Genomic DNA, 17,335 nt, shown 5'->3' with positions numbered 1-17,335 from the left:
GCGTTCCCGGTGGGGTCGGGGCGGCGCTGGACCGGGGCGGTGCGGGTCGTCGGCCCGCGTCGCGGGGGACGGCGGACGCCCGTGGTTCTCCCGGTAGGCGGCGGGAGAGGTCCGTCTCCCACCGCCGTGGCGCCGCCCCGGCCGGGCCGTGGACCGCCACGGCGGTGGAACCGCCTCCTCCTACTGTCCGAGCACCGGGTGGCCGCTGGCGATCGAGATGCGGTTGAACGCGTTGATGAGGGTGGTCGTCCACTCCACCGCGGAGATCTGGGCGGTGGTCAGGTGGGCCGCCGCACGAGCGTTGAGGGCCTGTCGGTCGATCGTCGGATCGATCACCGTCAAGGACTCCGCCAGCTCCAGCGCGGCCCTCTGCTCATCGGTGAACGCCGCGACCTCGCGCCAGGCCGGCAGCACGTCCAGGGTGCCCTGCGCCACTCCTGCCTTGCGCGCCTTGGAGGAGTGGATGCCCAGGCAGGTCGGACATCCGTTGATCTGGGACACCCGGGTGTTGATCAGCTCGAGGGTGTCGTCGCCCAGACCCGCCTCTCGTGCCGCGGACCGGGACGCCGCGGCCGCCTTGACCATCGCCCCGTAGACCTCGGGGTGCTCCTTGTCGATGTAGGGGCGCTCCGCGCTCATGCGTCACCCCTGCCCTTGACCGTCTCCTCGACCAGGGCGAGGTCGGCCGGCCTCGGTCGGCGGACCCGTCCGCCTCGGGCCGTGTACTCGTCGCCGTGCTTGCGCAGGTGCCCGGCGAAGAGCGGGCACACGGGGACGACGGTGAGGTTCCTGCGGATGCTGTCGGCCAGTGCCTCACCGACCAGCAGCCCGGCCAGGCCCCGGCCGCCGAACTCCGGTGCGACCTCGGTGTGGAAGAAGACGCGCTCGCCGGGTACCCCGGGCGGGTCGACGAAGTCCGCGCGTCCGGCGAGGGTGCCGTCGTCCAGACGCACGGTGTAGGCGCTGACGGCGCGTGTCTCGTCCAGCGCGACGTGTACGACGGCGCCGGTCCTGTCGGTCTGTGGCTCGCTCATGGCGACCTCTCTGTGGGGATGGTGTTCGGGTCGGTCGGTGGCGGACACGGTGGCGCCCCGGCCCGGGCGGGGCGGGCACCGGTCGGGCGGCCCGTCCGCGGGCCGGGCGCGGGGCGGCGGGCTCCTGCCGCCCGGAGCGGGAACCTGCCGCGCGAGTCCGTCATCGCGCCTCAGTCCGCCGCCGCCGCGGAGGCCTCCTCGGCGTCGCGAGCGGCGAGCAGTGAGGCGTGCGTGGGCGCCCCGGGCACGTGTTCCGGCCGGTTCTTGGCGAACTCCTCCCTCAGGACCGGCACGACCTCCTCGCCGAGGATGTCGAGCTGCTCCAGCACGGTCTTCAGGGGGACCCCGACACCGTCGACGTTGAACAGCTGGCGCTGGTAGTCGCCGAAGCTCTCGCGGAAGGTGAGGGTCTTGTCGATGACCTGCTGGGGGCTGCCGACGGTCAGCGGGGTCTCGTCCATGTACTGCTCCAGTGACGGTCCGCCGCCCATCTGGGGGGAGCGGTCGAAGTAGGGACGGAACTCCCGTACGGCGTCCTGGGAGCTGGGCCGCATGAAGACGTGGCCGCCGACGCCGACGACGGCCTGTTCGGGGGTGCCGTGGCCGTAGTGGGCGTAGCGCCTGCGGTAGAGGCCGATCAGCTTCTGGAAGTGCTTCCTGGGCCAGAAGATGTTGTTGGCGAAGAAGCCGTCCCCGTAGTAGGCCGCCTGTTCGGCTATCTCCGGTGAGCGGATGGAGCCGTGCCAGACGAAGGGGGGAACGCCGTCGAGAGGGCGGGGCGTGGAGGTGAAGGACTGCAGCGGGGTGCGGAAGCGGCCTTCCCAGTCGACGACGTCCTCGCGCCAGAGCTTGTGCAGGAGGGCGTAGTTCTCGACGGCGAGGTCGATGCCCTGGCGGATGTCCTTGCCGAACCACGGGTAGACGGGGCCGGTGTTGCCGCGGCCCAGCATCAGGTCCACGCGTCCGTCGGCCAGGTGCTGGAGCATGGCGTAGTCCTCCGCGATCTTCACCGGGTCGTTGGTGGTGATCAGGGTGGTGGCCGTGGACAGGACGATCCGCTCGGTGCGCGCCGCGATCCAGCCGAGCATGGTGGTCGGGGAGGAGGGCACGAACGGCGGGTTGTGGTGCTCGCCGGTCGCGAACACGTCCATCCCGACCTCCTCGGCCTTCTGCGCGATGGTGACCATCGCCTTGATCCGCTCGTGCTCGGTCGGTGTCCGGCCGGTGGCGGGGTCCTGTGTCACGTCACCGACGGTGAAGATCCCGAACTGCATCGCATCCACCTCCGTGTGGTCGCTGTGTCGACTGCCGTGGCGAACGCGGTGCCGGGTGTGGCCGCTCCGCCGCGACATCGTCGTCATTTGGTTGATGGATCAACTACGATACTCGAAAATTAAGTTGATCAATCAACAAAGAATGCGTTCGCTTCCGAAGGAACCCGGCTCGGTGCGAGCCCGGTGCGGTCCTGTCGGCATCGAGGACCGCCGAGGCGGTGCGGGGCGGCGCGGCCGGGCCGGTCGATCCCCGCCCCGCCGGGCGCTTCGGGGGGAGCGGCTCTCCGCGGGGGCGGGGCCGGCCTCCCGGGGCTCCGCGCCGCCCGCTCAGTCCGGCTGTTTCTCCATGTGGTCCGAGACGCGCTGGGAGAGCCGGGCGAACGTGCTGAGCTGGTTCGGGGTCAGGGCGTCGATGAACAGGCGGCGCACGTGCTCGACGTGCAGGGGCGCGGCGTCCTCGATCGCCTTGTGGCCGGCCGGCGTGGCGACGACGAATGCTCCGCGGGCGTCGTCGGGGCATTCCTCCCTGGCCACGAGCCCGCGCTTGACCATCCGCCTGACCTGGTGGGACATCCGGCTCTTCTCCCAGTTCACGAGGTTGGCCAGCTCCAGGAGGCGCAACTTCCCGTCACTCCTCTCGGTGAGGTTGACGAGCACGATGTAGTCGGAGGCGGACATCCCGGAATCGGCCTGGAGGAGACGGGACAGCCGTCCGATGAGCGTCTCCTGCATGTGGATGAAGCTGTCCCAAGCGGCCTTCTCCTCCGCCTCCAGCCAGCGTGGCGTCTCGTTCATGAGCGCAGTGTAACGAAGAAGTTGACATCTCATCCACCTGAGCTGGAACGACGGAGGTGCGGCCCCTTGCCCGGCCGGTGCGCGTCGTGCCCCGGACGCTGGGGTTCGGGGCCGCCCCGGCTCGGGGCCCGCGGTGATCCTGCCGCCGGTCGACGGCGCACCCTGTTCGCCGTCTCCCCGCGGACGGCAGGTGCCGCCCCTCCTCCCGGGGCGGCGCCGCGAAGCGATGCGTGTGGCCGTTCTCCGGGCCGCCCGCGCACGGACTTCCGGGAACGCGGGCGAGGCCCGTCGGCGGGGGCGGCGGTCCGTCCCGGCCCGGCCGGGAACCGTCGTCAGCCCCGGGGCGCAGGGGTTCCCTGCCAGCGGAGGGGGTCGTCCTCCAGCGCGGGGCGGTCCCAGTGCCCGAGGTCCGCGGCGGCCTCGTAGGTGGTGCGGAGGAACTCGGCGACCGCGCGGTCGGGGTCGGGCGCGGCGCGGGCGACCTCGTACGGCAGCAGGAACTGCTGGAACTCGGTGCTGAAGTACGCGCCTTCGGGGCCGACCGGCTGATCGGCGAACCCTTCGGGTCCGGGGTAGGCGTAGGAGTAGAAGGCGCCTTCCTCGCCGCCGCCGGGCCAGAACCCGCAGCTGGACAGCTCCCGGGAGTAGCCCTCGACCATGACCCAGTCCCCGCAGTTGGGCGCTCCGCCCGGGTGGGGCGGGGCCGACCGTCCCGAGAAGCGGGTGCAGGCGAGGTCCATCGCCCCCCAGAAGAAGTGCACCGGGCTGACCTTGCCGACGAAGTGTGACCGGAACTCGCCGATCACCCGGTTCGCCTGCAGCAGCTGACGCCAGAACAGGGTGGCCGCCTCGCCGTCGTAGGAGGCGTGCTCGTGGTCCTCGGCGAAGGGGATCGCCGGCTCGACCTCGTTGGGGCGCGGCCGGATCGGCGCCTCGATCCCGAGCCGGTCGAGCATGTCCAGGACCCGGGCGTAGAACTCGGCGACCGGCATCGGCCGCAGTGGGAGGCTCTGCGAGCCGCCGTTGCTGCTGCGGACCTCGAGCCGGTGGCCGACGAGGTCGAACTCGATCTCGAAGGCCCCCGTGCGGTACGGGATGGCCGAGGTCGTCAACCCGCGCGGGCTGACGTAGAGGGTCACCTGCCACCAGTGGTTGATCAGCGGAGCATGGGCCATGCGGATCTTGCCCACGATCTGGGTCCACATGTGCAGGGTGTCGCGTGTGGGGGTCCAGTCCGAGACCCGCAGGCTCGGCCAGTTCGTCTTCGACGGGCTGGTCATCGGTTCTCGCTTCCTTCGCCGTGCCGCCGGAGGGCGGAGGCGGTCGTGATCGTGGTCTGCGGACGGGCGCCCCGACCCCCTCGTCTCCTCGGGAGCGGAGCGGGCCGTGGTCCTGTCGGTCCCTGCCACACCCTCACGACGGCCGACGGCGTCCGCGTGAGCGGTGCCTCGCGCCCCAGGGGGCGCGAGGCACCCGATGGTAGTTGATACATCATCGGAACGGTAGGTGATTGATCAACTTGCTGGGCGGTGATCTGCGCCCCGGTGGGCGATGGCGCCGCCCGATCCGCACTTGGTTGACACATCATCTAATGCTGCTAATTTAGGTGACGCATCACCCAATTGGTGGAGATGTGGCGTCCCGGGCGCGGCCCCCGTGCGGAGGTCGCGCCGGTTCGCGGAGCCGTGCCGACCGATGTCGCGTGTCGTCGGCCGGTCCGGTCGTCGGGGCGCCGGTGCGGACGCGTGTGCCCGTGGCGCCCGACGGTCTCCCTGCCGAGCCCCCAGCACACGAGAACCCTGAGAGGAACCCCCCTGTGAGCACCGAAGCCAAGAACGGACTTCAGGCACTGCTGACGCCCGAGGAGAGCGTCGTCGTCCTGATCGACCACCAGCCGTTCCAGTTCGCCAACCTGAACAGCCACGAGCCGTCGATGGTCGTGAACAACGTCGTCGGTCTCGCCAAGGCCGCCAAGGTGTTCGACGTTCCGACCGTTCTCACGACGGTGCTGGAGGAGCGCGGCGGCTTCCTCCTCCAGGCGCTCCAGGACGTGTTCCCGGAGCAGAAGCCGATCGACCGTACGTTCATCAACACCTGGCAGGACGAGCGAGTCGTCGACGCCGTCAAGGCGACCGGCAGGAAGAAGCTGGTCATCGCCGGTCTCTGGACGGAGATCTGTGTCGCCATGCCGGCGATCCAGGCGGCGGGCGAGGGGTTCGAGGTCTTCGTCGTCACCGACGCGTCGGGCGGCATCTCGGCGGAGGCCCACGACATGGCCGTGCGGCGCATGGTCCAGGCCGGCGTGGTGCCGATCACCTGGCTGGCCGTGGCGGGGGAGTGGCAGCGCGACTGGGCCCGCGAGGAGACCGTGCAGGGCATGACCGAGGTCCAGACGCAGCACGCCGGCGCCACCGGCGTCGCCTTCGCGTGGGAGACGCAGCTGCTGGCCAGCCGTTCCAGAAGCGGCGTCTGACACGACCGCGGAACGGGCCCCGGTCCGGATGGGGCAGGGCGGGTGTTCGGAGCCGCGGGGGCGGCGGTACTGCCGGTGTGCCGTGTGAATATGTTGATGCATCATCTTTATGGGGTCGGCGTGACGCCCGGCCGACCGATCGAGGAGGAGGCCGTATGGCAGTCGAAGTGAGCGATGCGCCCGAGGCCAAGCGCTATGAGGCACGCGTCGACGGAGAACCCGGGGTCGCGGGCATCGCGGGGTACATCCGCACGGCGGAACTCGTCGCGTTCGTGCACACCGAGGTCGCGCCGGAGCACGAGGGGAGGGGGGTCGGGTCCGCGCTGGCCCGCACCGCCCTCGACGAGGCGCGGTCCGCGAACCTGCGGGTGCTCGCGACCTGCCCCTTCTTCGCGGGCTGGATCGCCCGTCATCCCGAGTACCAGGACCTGCTGTACCAGTCCCGGAGCAGGGTCAGTGACTGAACGGGCGGAGACGGCGGCTACGGAGGCCGGTACGAACGGCGGATCCGGGAAGAAGACGTACGAGGGGCGGTCGGTCACGGTCACCTTCGAGGCCGGGCGCTGCCGGCACGCGGCCGAATGCGTCCGGGGACTGCCCGAGGTGTTCGACACGGCTCGGCGCCCGTGGATACGGCCGGACGGCGCCACCGCCGATCGGCTGGTCGAAGTGGTGCGGCGCTGCCCTTCGGGTGCGCTGCGGTACCGACTCGCCGACGGCGGAACGGGGCCCTGAACGACCCGCGCAGACCACGCGCGGCTCGACCGGCGGCCGAGGCGCGCGGGTCCGCATCCCGCCGTCCCGACGGAGAGGCGGCCGGCCCCGGAGGGGCCCGTCCGAGGACGGGCCCCTCCGGCCGTTGCCGGGCGGTGGCCGCCGGCTCAGACCGCGGCGGCGCCGAACCACCTCGACAGCGGGCCGGCCAGCTCCTGCTGGTCCTCGCCGACCCACGCCACGTGCCCGTCCGGCCTCAGCAGCACGGCGGGCACGTCCGGTTCCCCGCCGGTGTCCTCGACGTGATCGACGCGGTCGGCCCAGCCCCGGACGGAGAGGCGCCCGGTCCGGTCCAGGAGCAGTCCCCGGCCCCCGTGCATCAGCTCGTAGAGGCGGCCGCCCCGGCCCAGCTCCACGTCGCGCATCCGACTGCCGAGCAGCTCGTGCCCCTCGCCGAAGTCGTAGCGGACGTCGACCGCGGTGATCATGCCGGTCACGTACCTGTTGACCTCCTCGAAGTCCATCAGCCGCGAGAACAGCCCCCGCAGCGCCGCCGCACCCGGGTCCGCGCCCAGCATCGTGATCTGCGCGCGGGTGTTGTCCAGCACGCGGGCGCCGACCGGGTGCCTCTCCTCGTGGTAGCTGTCCAGCAGTCCCTCCGGCGCCCGGCCCCCGACCGAGGCGGCCAGTTTCCAGCCGAGGTTGAACGCGTCCTGCACACCCAGGTTGAGCCCCTGCCCGCCGGTGGGCGGGTGGATGTGCGCCGCGTCCCCGGCCACCAGCACCCGGCCCGCCCGGTAGCGCTCGGCCTGCCGGGTGGCGTCGCCGAAGCGGGAGAGCCAGCGCGGCGAGTGCACGCCGAAGTCGGTGCCCGCGAAGGCCCGCAGCCGCTGCCTGAACTCGTCGAGGGTCGGTTCGGCCGCGCGGTCCTCGGCCACCCCGTCGGCGGGCACGATGACGCGGTGCACCCCCTCGCCCTCCTCGGCGGCGGGGGCGAGGCCGAACCGCAGCTGGGTCCTGTGGACCTTCGCGACGGCGGCGGCGATCACTTCCGGATCCGCGGTCACCTCCATGGCGCCCAGCAGCGTCTCGACCTTGGCGGGCTCGCCGGGGAAGCCGATCCCGGCCAGCTTGCGCACCGCGCTGCGCCCGCCGTCGCACCCCACGAGGTAGCGCGAGCGCAGGCGGGTGCCGTCCGCCAGCTCGACGTCCACCCCGTCCTCGTCCTGGTCCAGGCCGACCACCTCGCAGCCGCGCCGGATCCGCGTGCCCAGTTCGAGGGCGCGCTCCTCCAGCAGCCGCTCGGTGACCGGCTGCGGGGTGGCGAGACCGTACGGGTGGGCCGTGTCCAACAGCTCCGGCCACGGCTTGGTGACGCCCCCGAAGAGACCGCCGACCCGGAACTTCTCGCTGACCGCGAGGAACCGGTCCAGCAGACCGCGCTGGTCCATCACCTCGACGCTGCGCGCGTGCAGGCCCTGCCCGCGGGAGTGCCCCGTCGGCTCGGTCAGCTTCTCCAGCACGAGCGTGTCAACGCCGTGCAGCCGCAGCTCGCCGGCCAGCATCAGGCCGGTCGGCCCGCCGCCGACCACGATCACGTCGATCATGAATGCCCCTGTCCCTCGTCATGGCGTCCCGGCCGCCCGCACCTCCTGGGGGTGCCCGCGACCGACCGCCTTCCCCGCCGGTACGGCGTCCGCGCGAGCCCCGCCCGACCTGCGACGGCACACGCGTGACGTGGTTCCCGGAACCGTGTGTTCCGGCCACGAGCGATGATTCTGGGGCACGACCCGGGTCTTGCCGCAAGCCCCCGGGTGCGCTATACGTTGAGAGTGGAAGGACGGATTTTTCCTTCCCTCGCCGGTCCGACACGGACGGGCGACCCTCTCCCGAGCCGGTGACGCGGAGCTCTCCTCCTATCGCGTGGGCTCCCTCCTCCAAGCCCCCTGTCTCCTTCGGGGACCCTGTAGCCATCGCCGGTACCGCCCTGGAGGCAGAGGTGCGCGACCGGGGGCGCGGCTAGGCCCGCGCGGCCAGGAACTCGTCGAAGGACCGGGGATCGCGGCCGGTCAGGTCACGCACCACCGTGGTCACCTCGGACATCGTGCCCGAGCCCATGTCCGCGTAGAGCCACAGGAGATCGTCCACGAACCAGTCCGGCAGCCCCTGGGACCGCAGCGCGGCTCCCGCCTCCCGGGGGGTCTGGTCGTGGAACGGGACGCCGAGCTTCGCGGCGATCTCCTCGTGCGTCAGCGCCTCGGGGCCTGTGATGTCGTAGGCCGCGTTCCCCACGGCCGGACCCGTCAGCAGGGCCGCGGCGCACGCGGCGACGTCGTAGGCGTCGACGTAGGCCACCCTGCCCCCGCCGTAGGGGCCGGACACCGCGCCGCCGGCGGCGAAGCCGCCCTCCCCGGTGAAGAAGTTCTGCATGAAGCCCGTGGGCCGCAGCAGGGACCAGCCCGGGACGGAGGCGGCGAGGTGCTGCTCGATCTCCCAGTGGGCCCGTACCGACAGCTTCGAACCGGGCAGCGGCCGCCAGGCCGACACCTTCACGACCCGGGCCACCCCGGCACGCCGGGCCGCGTCCACGGCATCCACCTGCTGGCGGACCATCGGCTGCGGACCGGCGACGGGAAGCGCGCCGCCGCTGTTGAGCAGGAGCCGGTCGACTCCCTCCATCGCTCTCGCCATCGAGTCGGGATCGTCGAAGTCGCCGACCACGAAGTCGCAGCCCAGGCGCCGCCCCCTCTCCTCGTCGCGGACCAGGGCCCGGAAGGGGGCGCCCTCGCCCGCGAGCATGCGGACGAGGTGTCGGCCGATGCTGCCGGTGGAGCCCGTGACGAGAATCATCTGTTCCTCCTGGGGGTGGGCCCTCCCCCGGGGAGGGCCGCGGGGCCTGCGGGGGTTCTTCTCGGTGCGTGGCGCCTCCCGGCCGCGCTGACCGGGCCGGAGACCGGCTCCGTGCCGGGACCGGTGAGCGGGCCGGGCGTTCGCCCGGGGGCGGACATGGTGCTTCCGGTCGGGCGCCACCGGGTTCCGGGGGCGGGGGCGCTCGGCGGCACGCATGACAACACAGGATCCGACACCGCGATTCCGGCGGAGGAGGGCGGATCGGTACGGCGCGCCCGGGGGGTCAGGCGCCCGCTCCGAGGAGGGCCTCGCCCAGCGGGGTGCGGGCGTGCAGCATCCGCGTCCCGTCGCGCCGGCTGTGGACCAGCTGGGCCTTCCTCAGGATCGTCAGGTGGTGCGACGCCGTGGACACGGCTGTCGCACACGCGTCGGCGACCTCCGATGTCGACCGGGGGCCGTCCAGGGACAGCAGGGCACGGGCTCGGCCCGAACCGAGCAGTTCCACCAGGGACTCCTCGACCGCCGAGCGCTCCTGCGTCCACGACGCGGAGAGCCCGAGCACGGGGTAGAACAGCGTCGGCTGCGCGGGCGGCTCGGTGAGCACGGAGCAGCGGGGCGTGCTCATCACGGAGGGCACGAGCACCACCCCGCTGCCCTCGCAGTCGACCTCCTCGCTGTGCTTGCGCATCTCGATCTCGATGGCATCGCGGTGCCACGCGACGGAGCCGTGGAGCGAGCCGACCATCGCGGCTACCCCGTCCACGCCCACGCGGCGCACGCGCAGGTCGATGTCGGCGCTGATGAGCCGTCGGATCTGGGGCCAGTGCGGGGCCAGCGCGGCCTCCCAGACCTCCTCCCAGGCATCCGCCACCTGGGCCCGGGTCCGCTCCGGATGGGCGAACATGTCGGCGATGACCCGGTGGCGCAATCCCTCCGACCGGGCGAGCACCTTGGTGAGGTCCGCCCGGACGGACTCGGCGGGCACCCGGCGCAGGCGTTCGGCCTCGTCGGCCGGGGCCATGTCCCACGTCGGCGTCGAGGTGAGGAAGTCGGGGAAGTAGCCCTCCGGGCCGATCACCGTCCGCAGCACCCCGAAGGCCCCCCGGGGCATGGCCGAGCGCACCGAGCGGAGCCAGCCCCACTGGAGGGGGTGGTCCGGCGGGTTCTGGAGCACGCGGACCGCGTGGCACAGCTCGTGGCCGGGGGAGATGCCGAAACGGATGGAGGAGATGTCCGTGGCGCCGATCCGGAACCGGACCAGGTTTCGACCCATATCGAAAGAGTAGAGGCGCACGGGGCCGACGCGCCAGAGTGGAGGCATCGGGACAAGCCCCCCCAGGAGGAAACGTGCAGTTCGCGATGCTGTACCACTACGACCCCGCCACCGCCGGCCCCGTCGAGGTGCGGCCGGTCGTCGAGTTCGAGTTCGAAGGGTGAGGACCATGAGCGATGTGACCGTACCGGCCGTCGTGCCCGCCGTGGAGCTGCTGGTCGGCTACTCCCGGACCCTGCGGTTCGAGGGCTACCTCCACGGCTCCGGGATCTCCTTCTTCCTCGTGGACAACGACCCCGGCCAGGGCCCCGGCCTGCACCGCCACCCGTACACCGAGACGTGGACGGTCCTGGAGGGGGAGGCGACCATCACGGTGGGGGAGGAGCGGATCGTCGCCAGGACGGGCGACACCGCCGTCGTCCAGCCCCACGTGTGGCACGGGTTCACCAACACCGGCACCGGACGGCTGCGCCTCATGTGCGTGCACGCCTCGGACACGATGATCCAGGAGTGGAAGGACTGAAGCCCCCTCCCGCACGGGGGCGGCGGCGCGGGACCACCCGCGCCGCCGCCCCGTTCCCGCTCCGTCGGGTCGGAGCCTCGCCGTTCCACGTACCGCCGGGTGTCCGTCCGGAGCGGGCGCCGGGGATCCGGCATGAACCCCCCGCCGCCGTTGTTGCCCCCTGACAGCGGACGACGGAAGGGACGGACATGGCGGACGGGAAGGGTCGTGGCGGGTCGGGCGCCCCCGGAGCAGGGCACGGCCGCACAGGCGGATCCGGGCCGGCACTGCCGGGCTCGGCCGACGTGGTCGTCGTGGGCGCGGGACAGGCCGGCCTGTCGGTGGCCTGGCATTTGCGGCGCCTCGGGCTCACCCCGGGCTCGGACCTGGTGGTCCTCGACCGCGGGCCGGGTGCGGGCGGGGCCTGGCAGTTCCGGTGGGAGTCGCTGCGGCTGGACAAGGCGCACAAGGTCGATGACCTGCCCGGCATGGGGGAGCTCGGTCTGAGCTTCGCCACCGCGGACCGGACGAGGGCGGCCAGGGAGGTCGTGGCCGACTACTACGAGCGCTACGAGCAGGCGTTCGCGCTGGACGTGCGCAGACCCGTCGAGGTCACCGGAGTCCACGAGGACGGCCGCGGAGGGTTCCTCCTCACGACCGGCCGGGGCGACATCGGCACCCGGGTCCTCGTGAACGCCAGCGGGACGTGGGCACGCCCGTTCCGGCCCTACTTCGCGGGCGCCGCGGAGTTCCGGGGCACGCAGGTCTCCACGCCCGGCTACCGCTCCGCCGAGGACTTCCGGGGGAAGCGCGTCCTCGTCGTGGGCGGGGGCACCTCCGCGGTCGGGTTCCTGCGCGAACTGGAGGGCGTGGCGGCGGCCACGGTATGGGCCACCCGCCGGCCCGTCGAGTTCACCGACGACCCGGACGCGGGGGTCACGGCCGTGCGGATGGCCGACGAGGCGGCCAGGGCCGGGCGGCCGCTCCCGAGCATCGTCAGCGGCACCGGCCTCCCCGCCACCCCGGAGAACCTGGCCGCGGCCGAGCGGGGGCTCCTCGTGGCCCGGCCGATGTTCTCCTCGGTCGAACCGGACGGGGTCCGCTGGGCCGACGGGACGTTCGCCCCCGTGGACGCCATCATCTGGGCCACCGGGTTCCGGGCCGAGCTCACCCACCTGGCGCCGCTGCGCCTGCGCGAGCCCGGCGGCGGCGTCCGCGTCGACCAGGGCCGCTCGGTGCGCAACCCCCGCCTGTTCCTGGCGGGTTTCGGCCCCCAGGCGAGCACGATCGGGGCCAACCGCGCCGGCCGCGCCGTCGCACGGCAGGTCGTCGCCGAGCTCCGTACCCCCGTGGCGGATCCGGCTCCCGTGGGCTAGACAGGTTCCCCGCGCGGCACGCCCGCCGGCTCCGGCGCGAGGAGCATGGTGTCCAGTACTCCGGACCGGACTCGCCGGCGCTCACCGATGACCTGAGTGCCTGACCGGCGTTCGCATCTCACCGGTGATCCGGGGCGCGACGGCCCTGCCACTCCTTGCCGGAATTCCTTGGGAAGGTGTCGGACCTCGGTGGGGCACGCTCCTTTCCCGAACACAATCAGGTATCCGATATGTTCACACTCGGAAGCCCCTGACTTCGTACGAGAGCTCGGGGAGCGCCGCTCGACACGTCCCGGTCCCATCCGAACCCGGAGCGGCCGAACAGCGGTTGTGGCACAGGACCTTGCACACCGGGTCGGGTGGGTTCGATGACGCGCGAGGTCGAGATACCCGTGGGAAAACCGGTGAGGGAAGGCACTGATGGACGAGACGTCGGTCGAAGCGGTATCGTGCCGGCCCGCAGGCGTGCATGCGGCCACCTCGGCGCGTATGTCCCGACAGAAACGCAAGGACACAGCACCCGAGATGGAACTACGGCGTGCACTGTATCGCAGGGGTTCGCGCTATCGGGTGAATCGACCGCTGGAAGGCATGCCACGCAGAAGAGCGGACGTAACCTTCGTCGGGGCCAAGGTCGTCGTGTTCGTCGACGGGTGTTTCTGGCATCGCTGCCCTGTCCACGGAACGGCTCCGGTCAACAACGGAGCATGGTGGGAGCACAAACTGAGCGGGAACGTGGCTCGTGACCGCGAAACCGATACCAGGTTGCGAGAGGCCGGCTGGGCGGTGCTCCGTTTCTGGGAGCACGAAGACATGGAAGCAGCTGCTTCCGAGATCGAACGTGTGCTGAGAGAACGCCGCCTTGCACGCGGAAGGGTCGGGAGAGGCCGCAAACCGGAATCGCCGGTTCGTGGCCCCCGGTGAGTGGGCTGTCGTCCCTCCTCTTCCCAGGCGGTCGCAGACGCGAATTTTTGAAGAGAACCGTTCTACGTCAGAACCTTTCCACGGGAGGAACGGCGTAGTGTCTTGCGAAAGGCTGGCTGTTGTACGGCGGGATCGAGCTCGACGGCCGCTATCGCCTCGAGAAGCACCTGGGCAGTGGAGGCATGGGCGAGGTCTGGGGCGGTCTCGACCTCAAGCTCCGTCGAGCGGTCGCTGTCAAGCTTCTGCCCCTACGCCACGCCGATCCTTCGCGGATGGACCGTTTTCGGCGCGAGGCCGAGATCGCTGCGGCCTTTCAGGATCCGGGCATCACGGTTGTCCATGACACAGGGGAGAGCCATGGGTTTCTCTACGTCGTCATGGAGAAGGTTGACGGCGAGGACCTGAAACGTCTTCTCGACCGTCATTCTGACGGTCTGCCGGTCGAACAGGTGTTGGACATCGGAGTGCAGGTGGCCGAGGCCCTGATCGCCGCGCACGGTCGCAATGTGGCGCATCGCGATGTCAAACCTTCCAACATCATGCTCACCCCTCGGGGACAGGTGAAGATCTGCGACTTCGGAGTGGCTCGGGTCCTCGAGGACAACCGTGGGGAGCAGGGTACCGCCGGGATCGGCACGGCGGTCTACATGGCGCCGGAGCAGTTCGACGGCGTGGTGGGCATCCGATCCGACCTGTACTCGCTGGGGTGCGTCCTCTACGAACTCGTCACCGGTTTCCCACCTTTCCGGGGAACGCCTCATAAACTGATGGATCTACACCGTCGTGCGCTTCCCGCGTCTTTCGCGGAGTGCCGTCGGAGTGTGCCGGCGGGGCTGGAGGCCCTCGTCACGGACCTGCTCGGCAAGCGCCCCGAGGAGCGACCTGCGAACGCTGAGGAGGTCCGCGATCGGCTGAAGAGGATCGTTCGGGGACACGACCGGGGAAGTGATGCCGTTCATCACGACTCCCGGACGGTGATGCCCACCGGCCCGAAGCCTGCTGTCCCGCCGGCGTCCGAGCCCTTCATCCCGCCTTCGCCCCGTCTCCTCGCTTCCGGTTCGCCGGCCAAGAAACACACGCCTCACAACAGTCATGTCATGTCTACGGTCCAGAGTGTGTTGGCCAGGAGCAATGTGGACGCTCGCGTGGCAGGGTGTGTTCGAGGTCCCGTGGTCAGCAGATATGAGATCCGTCTGCCCTCCCCGGAAAGTGCGTCTCGTGTCGGACGGCTGGTCGAACAGATCTCCGTGGAACTGGGTGGTGTCGACGTGGAGTTCCTCGCCTTCGTGCGATCGACATCGGCTCTTCCCGGGGGAACCGCGGTGGGGTTGGAAATCATCAACGCGGACCCGGAGGTCATCGGTCTGGGAGACCTGCTTCGCTCGGCACCCGTGCCGCAGGAGAACTCGTCCCTGTTGTACGGCCTGGGACGAGGCGCTGCGGGACCCGTGCTGGTGAACCTGGAGGAGACCCCCCATCTGCTGATCACCGGTGCCCGTGGAACGGGGAAGTCCATGGCGATCCGTGCTGCGGTGACCTCCCTGCTCGTGCGTACCACCCCCGAAGAGGTTCGCCTGGTGCTGGTCGACTCACCCGGCGGCCGGCTCTCCGTCTTCGACGACGTGCCCCACCTGTTGTTCCCCGTCACCGACGACCCGACGGGGGCGGTGGTGGCGTTGCGATGGGTGGAGGAGGAGATGGAACGTCGCTACGACGACCTCGCCTCTCACGGACATCGCACGGTTCACGGCTACAACGTGGCGGTACGTGAGGGACGGACACCACCTCCGGCACGGAGCCTCGGGACGAGAACCCCACACCCTTCGATCGTGGTCTTCGTCGACGAGGTGACCGTGCTCACCGACCGGCATCGCGAGGAGACCGAACACTTGCTCGGAAGCCTTGCTCGATTGGCGCGTGCGGTGGGTATCCACCTGGTCCTGGCCACCCGTGAGGTGCACACCGGTGCACTCACCGAACGTGTCCATGCCGACATCCCCTCCCGTCTCACTTTCAGGACGATTTCCGTAGAGGGGGGCGAGGTGACCGTCGACGACGGGGGCACCACGCGACTTCGTGGATCCGGCGACGCCCTGTTTCTGCCGAGAGGAGCGAAGAGACCGACACGGCTACGTACATCCCTGGTGTCCCAGGGGGACCTCACCTCCGTCGTCGATCACTGGAGGCGGTCCGGTCACCGGCCGGACCGGTGAAATGCCGGGGGCACCGCCCGGTGCCCCCGGCTTCCCTCAGTTGTCCTGGTTGAAGAAGCCGACCGACGAGTCCTCCGGGGTGCCCAAGAGTATGCCGCGGTCCAGGAAGGAGTTGTTGGTCTCGCAGCTCGTCTCGGGCAGAAGTACGCAGGCGTAGCAGGCGGCCAGATTCAGCCCGTTGACCCCGCTCGCCTCCGACTCCATGCAGGGAGGGTCCTGGGAGCACCAGGCAGCCCGGTTCAGAGCCGATTCGAGCGTGGCACGCAGTCGCGCGTACTCGCCCTGGGCAACCACGCCCCCGAGGCTCCCGGCGGAGTCACTGGTAGCGGTGTAGATCAGCATGCCCGCCATGTCGTCGGACACGTACAGCCGTTCCCGCAGGGAAGCAGCGGGATATCCGGCCCCCAGGCTCCATTCGTTGATCAGGATGTGGGCCAGGGTGTGCAGGAGCACGTACCTGGGGGTGATCGGTGAATCGACGGCCTCGTCCTTCCTGTCCGAAGACGATTTTCGAGCCAGGGAACGCAGTACACGGGTGTGTTCCCGACGGATCCGATCCATCCGTTGCACCGTGCCGGGGCGGCGCTCCCAGCTGTGCAGCAGGTCGTTGTCCAGGGTCAGGAAAACACCTTCCCCACTCACCTCGACAGCGGGAAGCCAGTCCTGTGCCTCCAAGGCCAGAGCGGCAGGTTGCGTGCCCGGGCTCATCACGTCGGGCGCCTGAACACGGGTGAACGCCTGCAGGGCGCGCACCTCACGGAGCCGCTTCACCTGCATGCTGCGTTCGATTCCGAAGGGAAGCGCAGCACGGTCACCCTCGGGCTTCACACACTCGAAGTCCTGGTCCCTCTCCGACTCGGCGGTGCCGAACATCAGCTGTTCGTACTCTTCCCTCCTGAGTCGTTCGGCCGGTTCGAAACCGCCGTACGCCTCGGACTCGGGTTCCGTGTCCGCCAGCTCCATCCGTTGACGGACGGCGTTCACGATCTCCTGGCGGGTGAAGAGCGATCCCTGTAGGAGTCCGGTGCCCTCGATGACCTTGTCGAGAAGGGCGTCGTCGACCTTTTCCGCGATCAGAGGTTCCAACACGCCATAGTGGTCGTGGACCCGTTTCTGCAGGGTGGCCGACCACGGGGGGATGGACAGGGCGGATCGGTTGACGGGGAACCAGGCCGCGGACGAACCACGCTGCAGGGTGCGAGGTGCGGACGTGCAACCGACCTCCACACCTTCGGCCCCCAACCAAGGTCGCCTTCCCGAGCACGAGATACCCAGGGCCTGCATGGCCCCGCCTCCGAAGGCACCTTCCAGGGAAGCCTTCTTCCCACAGGAGCAGCGCACCACGACCGAACGCAGTGAAGCGGTCCGCCCGGTGCTGTGCAGGGTCAACTCGTGTCGGGTCCCCGTCTCCGAACTCACCGGAGAGGTTCTCTTGTGGACCCAGGCGAAGTAGGGGAAGTCGTCCAGGTGTCCGTTCTCGCACGCGACGACGAACCGTGAGGGGGACAGGGATTCCTCGCACGCACCGCAGAGGCTTTTCCCGCGGGGCGAGCCGAACTCACGGAACTTCTTGAGTTCGTGGCACTTGGGACAGGAGTACATCTCGGGGAAGAGACGAACTCGTACCCCGTCGCCGACCGGTGGATTCGAGGCCGGAGGAAGACGAAACCCCTGGACCCCCAACCAGTGCTGGAGGCGTGGCTCGAAGATCGCCGTGGAGTCGTCCACCTTCCACGAGTCGATCCCGCTCACCACGTAGGACTTCTCGTCGATCGCGACCAGCGCACCCACGCCGTAGGTGGTGATCATCTGGGTGCGACGTACGCCGCCCAGAGGGGTTCTCGAAGCCTCTGTCGAGTTCTCCCGCCTCCGGGGACGGCGCTGTCGCCGTTCGTTCATGGCCATGT

Annotated in this window: 16 protein-coding genes; 7 read left to right on the top strand and 9 right to left on the bottom strand. The window is 70.4% G+C overall.

Annotation, left to right across the window (positions count from 1 at the left end; translation table 11 throughout):
* Positions 1-180 precede the first annotated feature (180 nt).
* From ACQPYD_RS23625 to ACQPYD_RS23605, 5 genes are all read right to left on the bottom strand, one after another.
* A complete protein-coding gene (locus ACQPYD_RS23625; RefSeq protein WP_433697752.1) occupies positions 181-639 on the bottom strand; it encodes a carboxymuconolactone decarboxylase family protein in 459 nt (152 codons plus the stop codon).
* Positions 636-1,034, bottom strand: a complete 399-nt coding sequence (locus ACQPYD_RS23620) for a GNAT family N-acetyltransferase (RefSeq protein ID WP_433697751.1) — start codon at positions 1,032-1,034, stop codon at positions 636-638. Before ACQPYD_RS23620 ends, ACQPYD_RS23625 begins: the two co-directional genes overlap by 4 nt.
* A 170-nt stretch (positions 1,035-1,204) precedes the next feature.
* Entirely contained in the window at positions 1,205-2,308 is a 1,104-nt protein-coding gene (locus tag ACQPYD_RS23615) for an LLM class flavin-dependent oxidoreductase (protein WP_433697750.1), read from the bottom strand.
* A gap of 327 nt (positions 2,309-2,635) precedes the next feature.
* Positions 2,636-3,103 carry a MarR family winged helix-turn-helix transcriptional regulator gene (locus ACQPYD_RS23610; RefSeq protein WP_433697749.1) on the bottom strand — a complete coding sequence of 156 codons (468 nt, stop codon included), beginning with the start codon at positions 3,101-3,103 and terminating at the stop codon, positions 2,636-2,638.
* Between the two features lie 332 nt (positions 3,104-3,435).
* The gene (locus ACQPYD_RS23605) at positions 3,436-4,383 is read right to left on the bottom strand and encodes a DUF5996 family protein (protein ID WP_433697748.1); all 948 of its coding nucleotides are present in this window, start codon (positions 4,381-4,383) and stop codon (positions 3,436-3,438) included.
* A gap of 536 nt (positions 4,384-4,919) precedes the next feature.
* On the opposite strand from ACQPYD_RS23605, the gene ACQPYD_RS23600 reads away from it, so the two are divergent.
* From ACQPYD_RS23600 to ACQPYD_RS23590, 3 genes are all read left to right on the top strand, one after another.
* Positions 4,920-5,576: a hydrolase gene (locus tag ACQPYD_RS23600; RefSeq protein ID WP_433697747.1), complete on the top strand. Its 657-nt coding sequence runs from the start codon at positions 4,920-4,922 to the stop codon at positions 5,574-5,576.
* A gap of 155 nt (positions 5,577-5,731) precedes the next feature.
* On the top strand, positions 5,732-6,040 hold the full coding sequence (locus ACQPYD_RS23595; RefSeq protein WP_433697746.1) for a GNAT family N-acetyltransferase: 309 nt from the start codon (positions 5,732-5,734) through the stop codon (positions 6,038-6,040).
* Entirely contained in the window at positions 6,033-6,311 is a 279-nt protein-coding gene (locus tag ACQPYD_RS23590; RefSeq protein ID WP_330158616.1) for a (4Fe-4S)-binding protein, read from the top strand. Before ACQPYD_RS23595 ends, ACQPYD_RS23590 begins: the two co-directional genes overlap by 8 nt.
* A 146-nt stretch (positions 6,312-6,457) precedes the next feature.
* Here ACQPYD_RS23590 and rox read toward each other — a convergent pair whose 3' ends face one another.
* The 3 genes from rox to ACQPYD_RS23575 all read right to left on the bottom strand — a co-directional run bounded on the left by rox (position 6,458) and on the right by ACQPYD_RS23575 (position 10,413).
* Positions 6,458-7,897, bottom strand: coding sequence for a rifampin monooxygenase (rox, locus tag ACQPYD_RS23585; RefSeq protein WP_433697745.1), 1,440 nt, complete (start codon positions 7,895-7,897; stop codon positions 6,458-6,460).
* A 412-nt stretch (positions 7,898-8,309) separates the two neighbouring features.
* On the bottom strand, positions 8,310-9,140 hold the full coding sequence (locus ACQPYD_RS23580) for an NAD(P)H-binding protein (RefSeq protein WP_433697744.1): 831 nt from the start codon (positions 9,138-9,140) through the stop codon (positions 8,310-8,312).
* A gap of 283 nt (positions 9,141-9,423) precedes the next feature.
* Positions 9,424-10,413 (bottom strand): DUF5937 family protein, encoded by a 990-nt coding sequence (locus ACQPYD_RS23575; protein ID WP_433697743.1) that lies wholly within the window; start codon positions 10,411-10,413, stop codon positions 9,424-9,426.
* Positions 10,414-10,582: 169 nt separating this feature from the next.
* Here ACQPYD_RS23575 and ACQPYD_RS23570 point away from each other — a divergent pair, with 169 nt between their 5' ends.
* From ACQPYD_RS23570 to ACQPYD_RS23555, 4 genes are all read left to right on the top strand, one after another.
* Complete coding sequence (locus tag ACQPYD_RS23570; RefSeq protein WP_433697742.1) at positions 10,583-10,936, top strand: cupin domain-containing protein; 354 nt, start codon at positions 10,583-10,585, stop codon at positions 10,934-10,936.
* Positions 10,937-11,124: 188 nt separating this feature from the next.
* Positions 11,125-12,291: an NAD(P)-binding domain-containing protein gene (locus ACQPYD_RS23565; protein WP_433697741.1), complete on the top strand. Its 1,167-nt coding sequence runs from the start codon at positions 11,125-11,127 to the stop codon at positions 12,289-12,291.
* A gap of 420 nt (positions 12,292-12,711) precedes the next feature.
* On the top strand, positions 12,712-13,215 hold the full coding sequence (locus tag ACQPYD_RS23560) for a very short patch repair endonuclease (RefSeq protein WP_433697740.1): 504 nt from the start codon (positions 12,712-12,714) through the stop codon (positions 13,213-13,215).
* A 119-nt stretch (positions 13,216-13,334) separates the two neighbouring features.
* Positions 13,335-15,428, top strand: coding sequence for a DNA translocase FtsK (locus ACQPYD_RS23555; RefSeq protein ID WP_433697739.1), 2,094 nt, complete (start codon positions 13,335-13,337; stop codon positions 15,426-15,428).
* Between the two features lie 36 nt (positions 15,429-15,464).
* On the opposite strand, the gene drmB is transcribed toward ACQPYD_RS23555, so the two are convergent.
* Positions 15,465-17,237 carry a DrmB family protein gene (drmB, locus tag ACQPYD_RS23550; RefSeq protein ID WP_433697738.1) on the bottom strand — a complete coding sequence of 591 codons (1,773 nt, stop codon included), beginning with the start codon at positions 17,235-17,237 and terminating at the stop codon, positions 15,465-15,467.
* Positions 17,238-17,335: the final 98 nt, after the last annotated feature.

Origin of the sequence: Nocardiopsis sp. CA-288880 (genome assembly GCF_050955985.1) — a bacterium.
Classification (GTDB): domain Bacteria; phylum Actinomycetota; class Actinomycetes; order Streptosporangiales; family Streptosporangiaceae; genus Nocardiopsis; species Nocardiopsis tropica.
The sequence above is the reverse complement of the archived record's forward strand: the minus strand, read 5'-3'. Positions and strand labels throughout refer to the sequence as shown.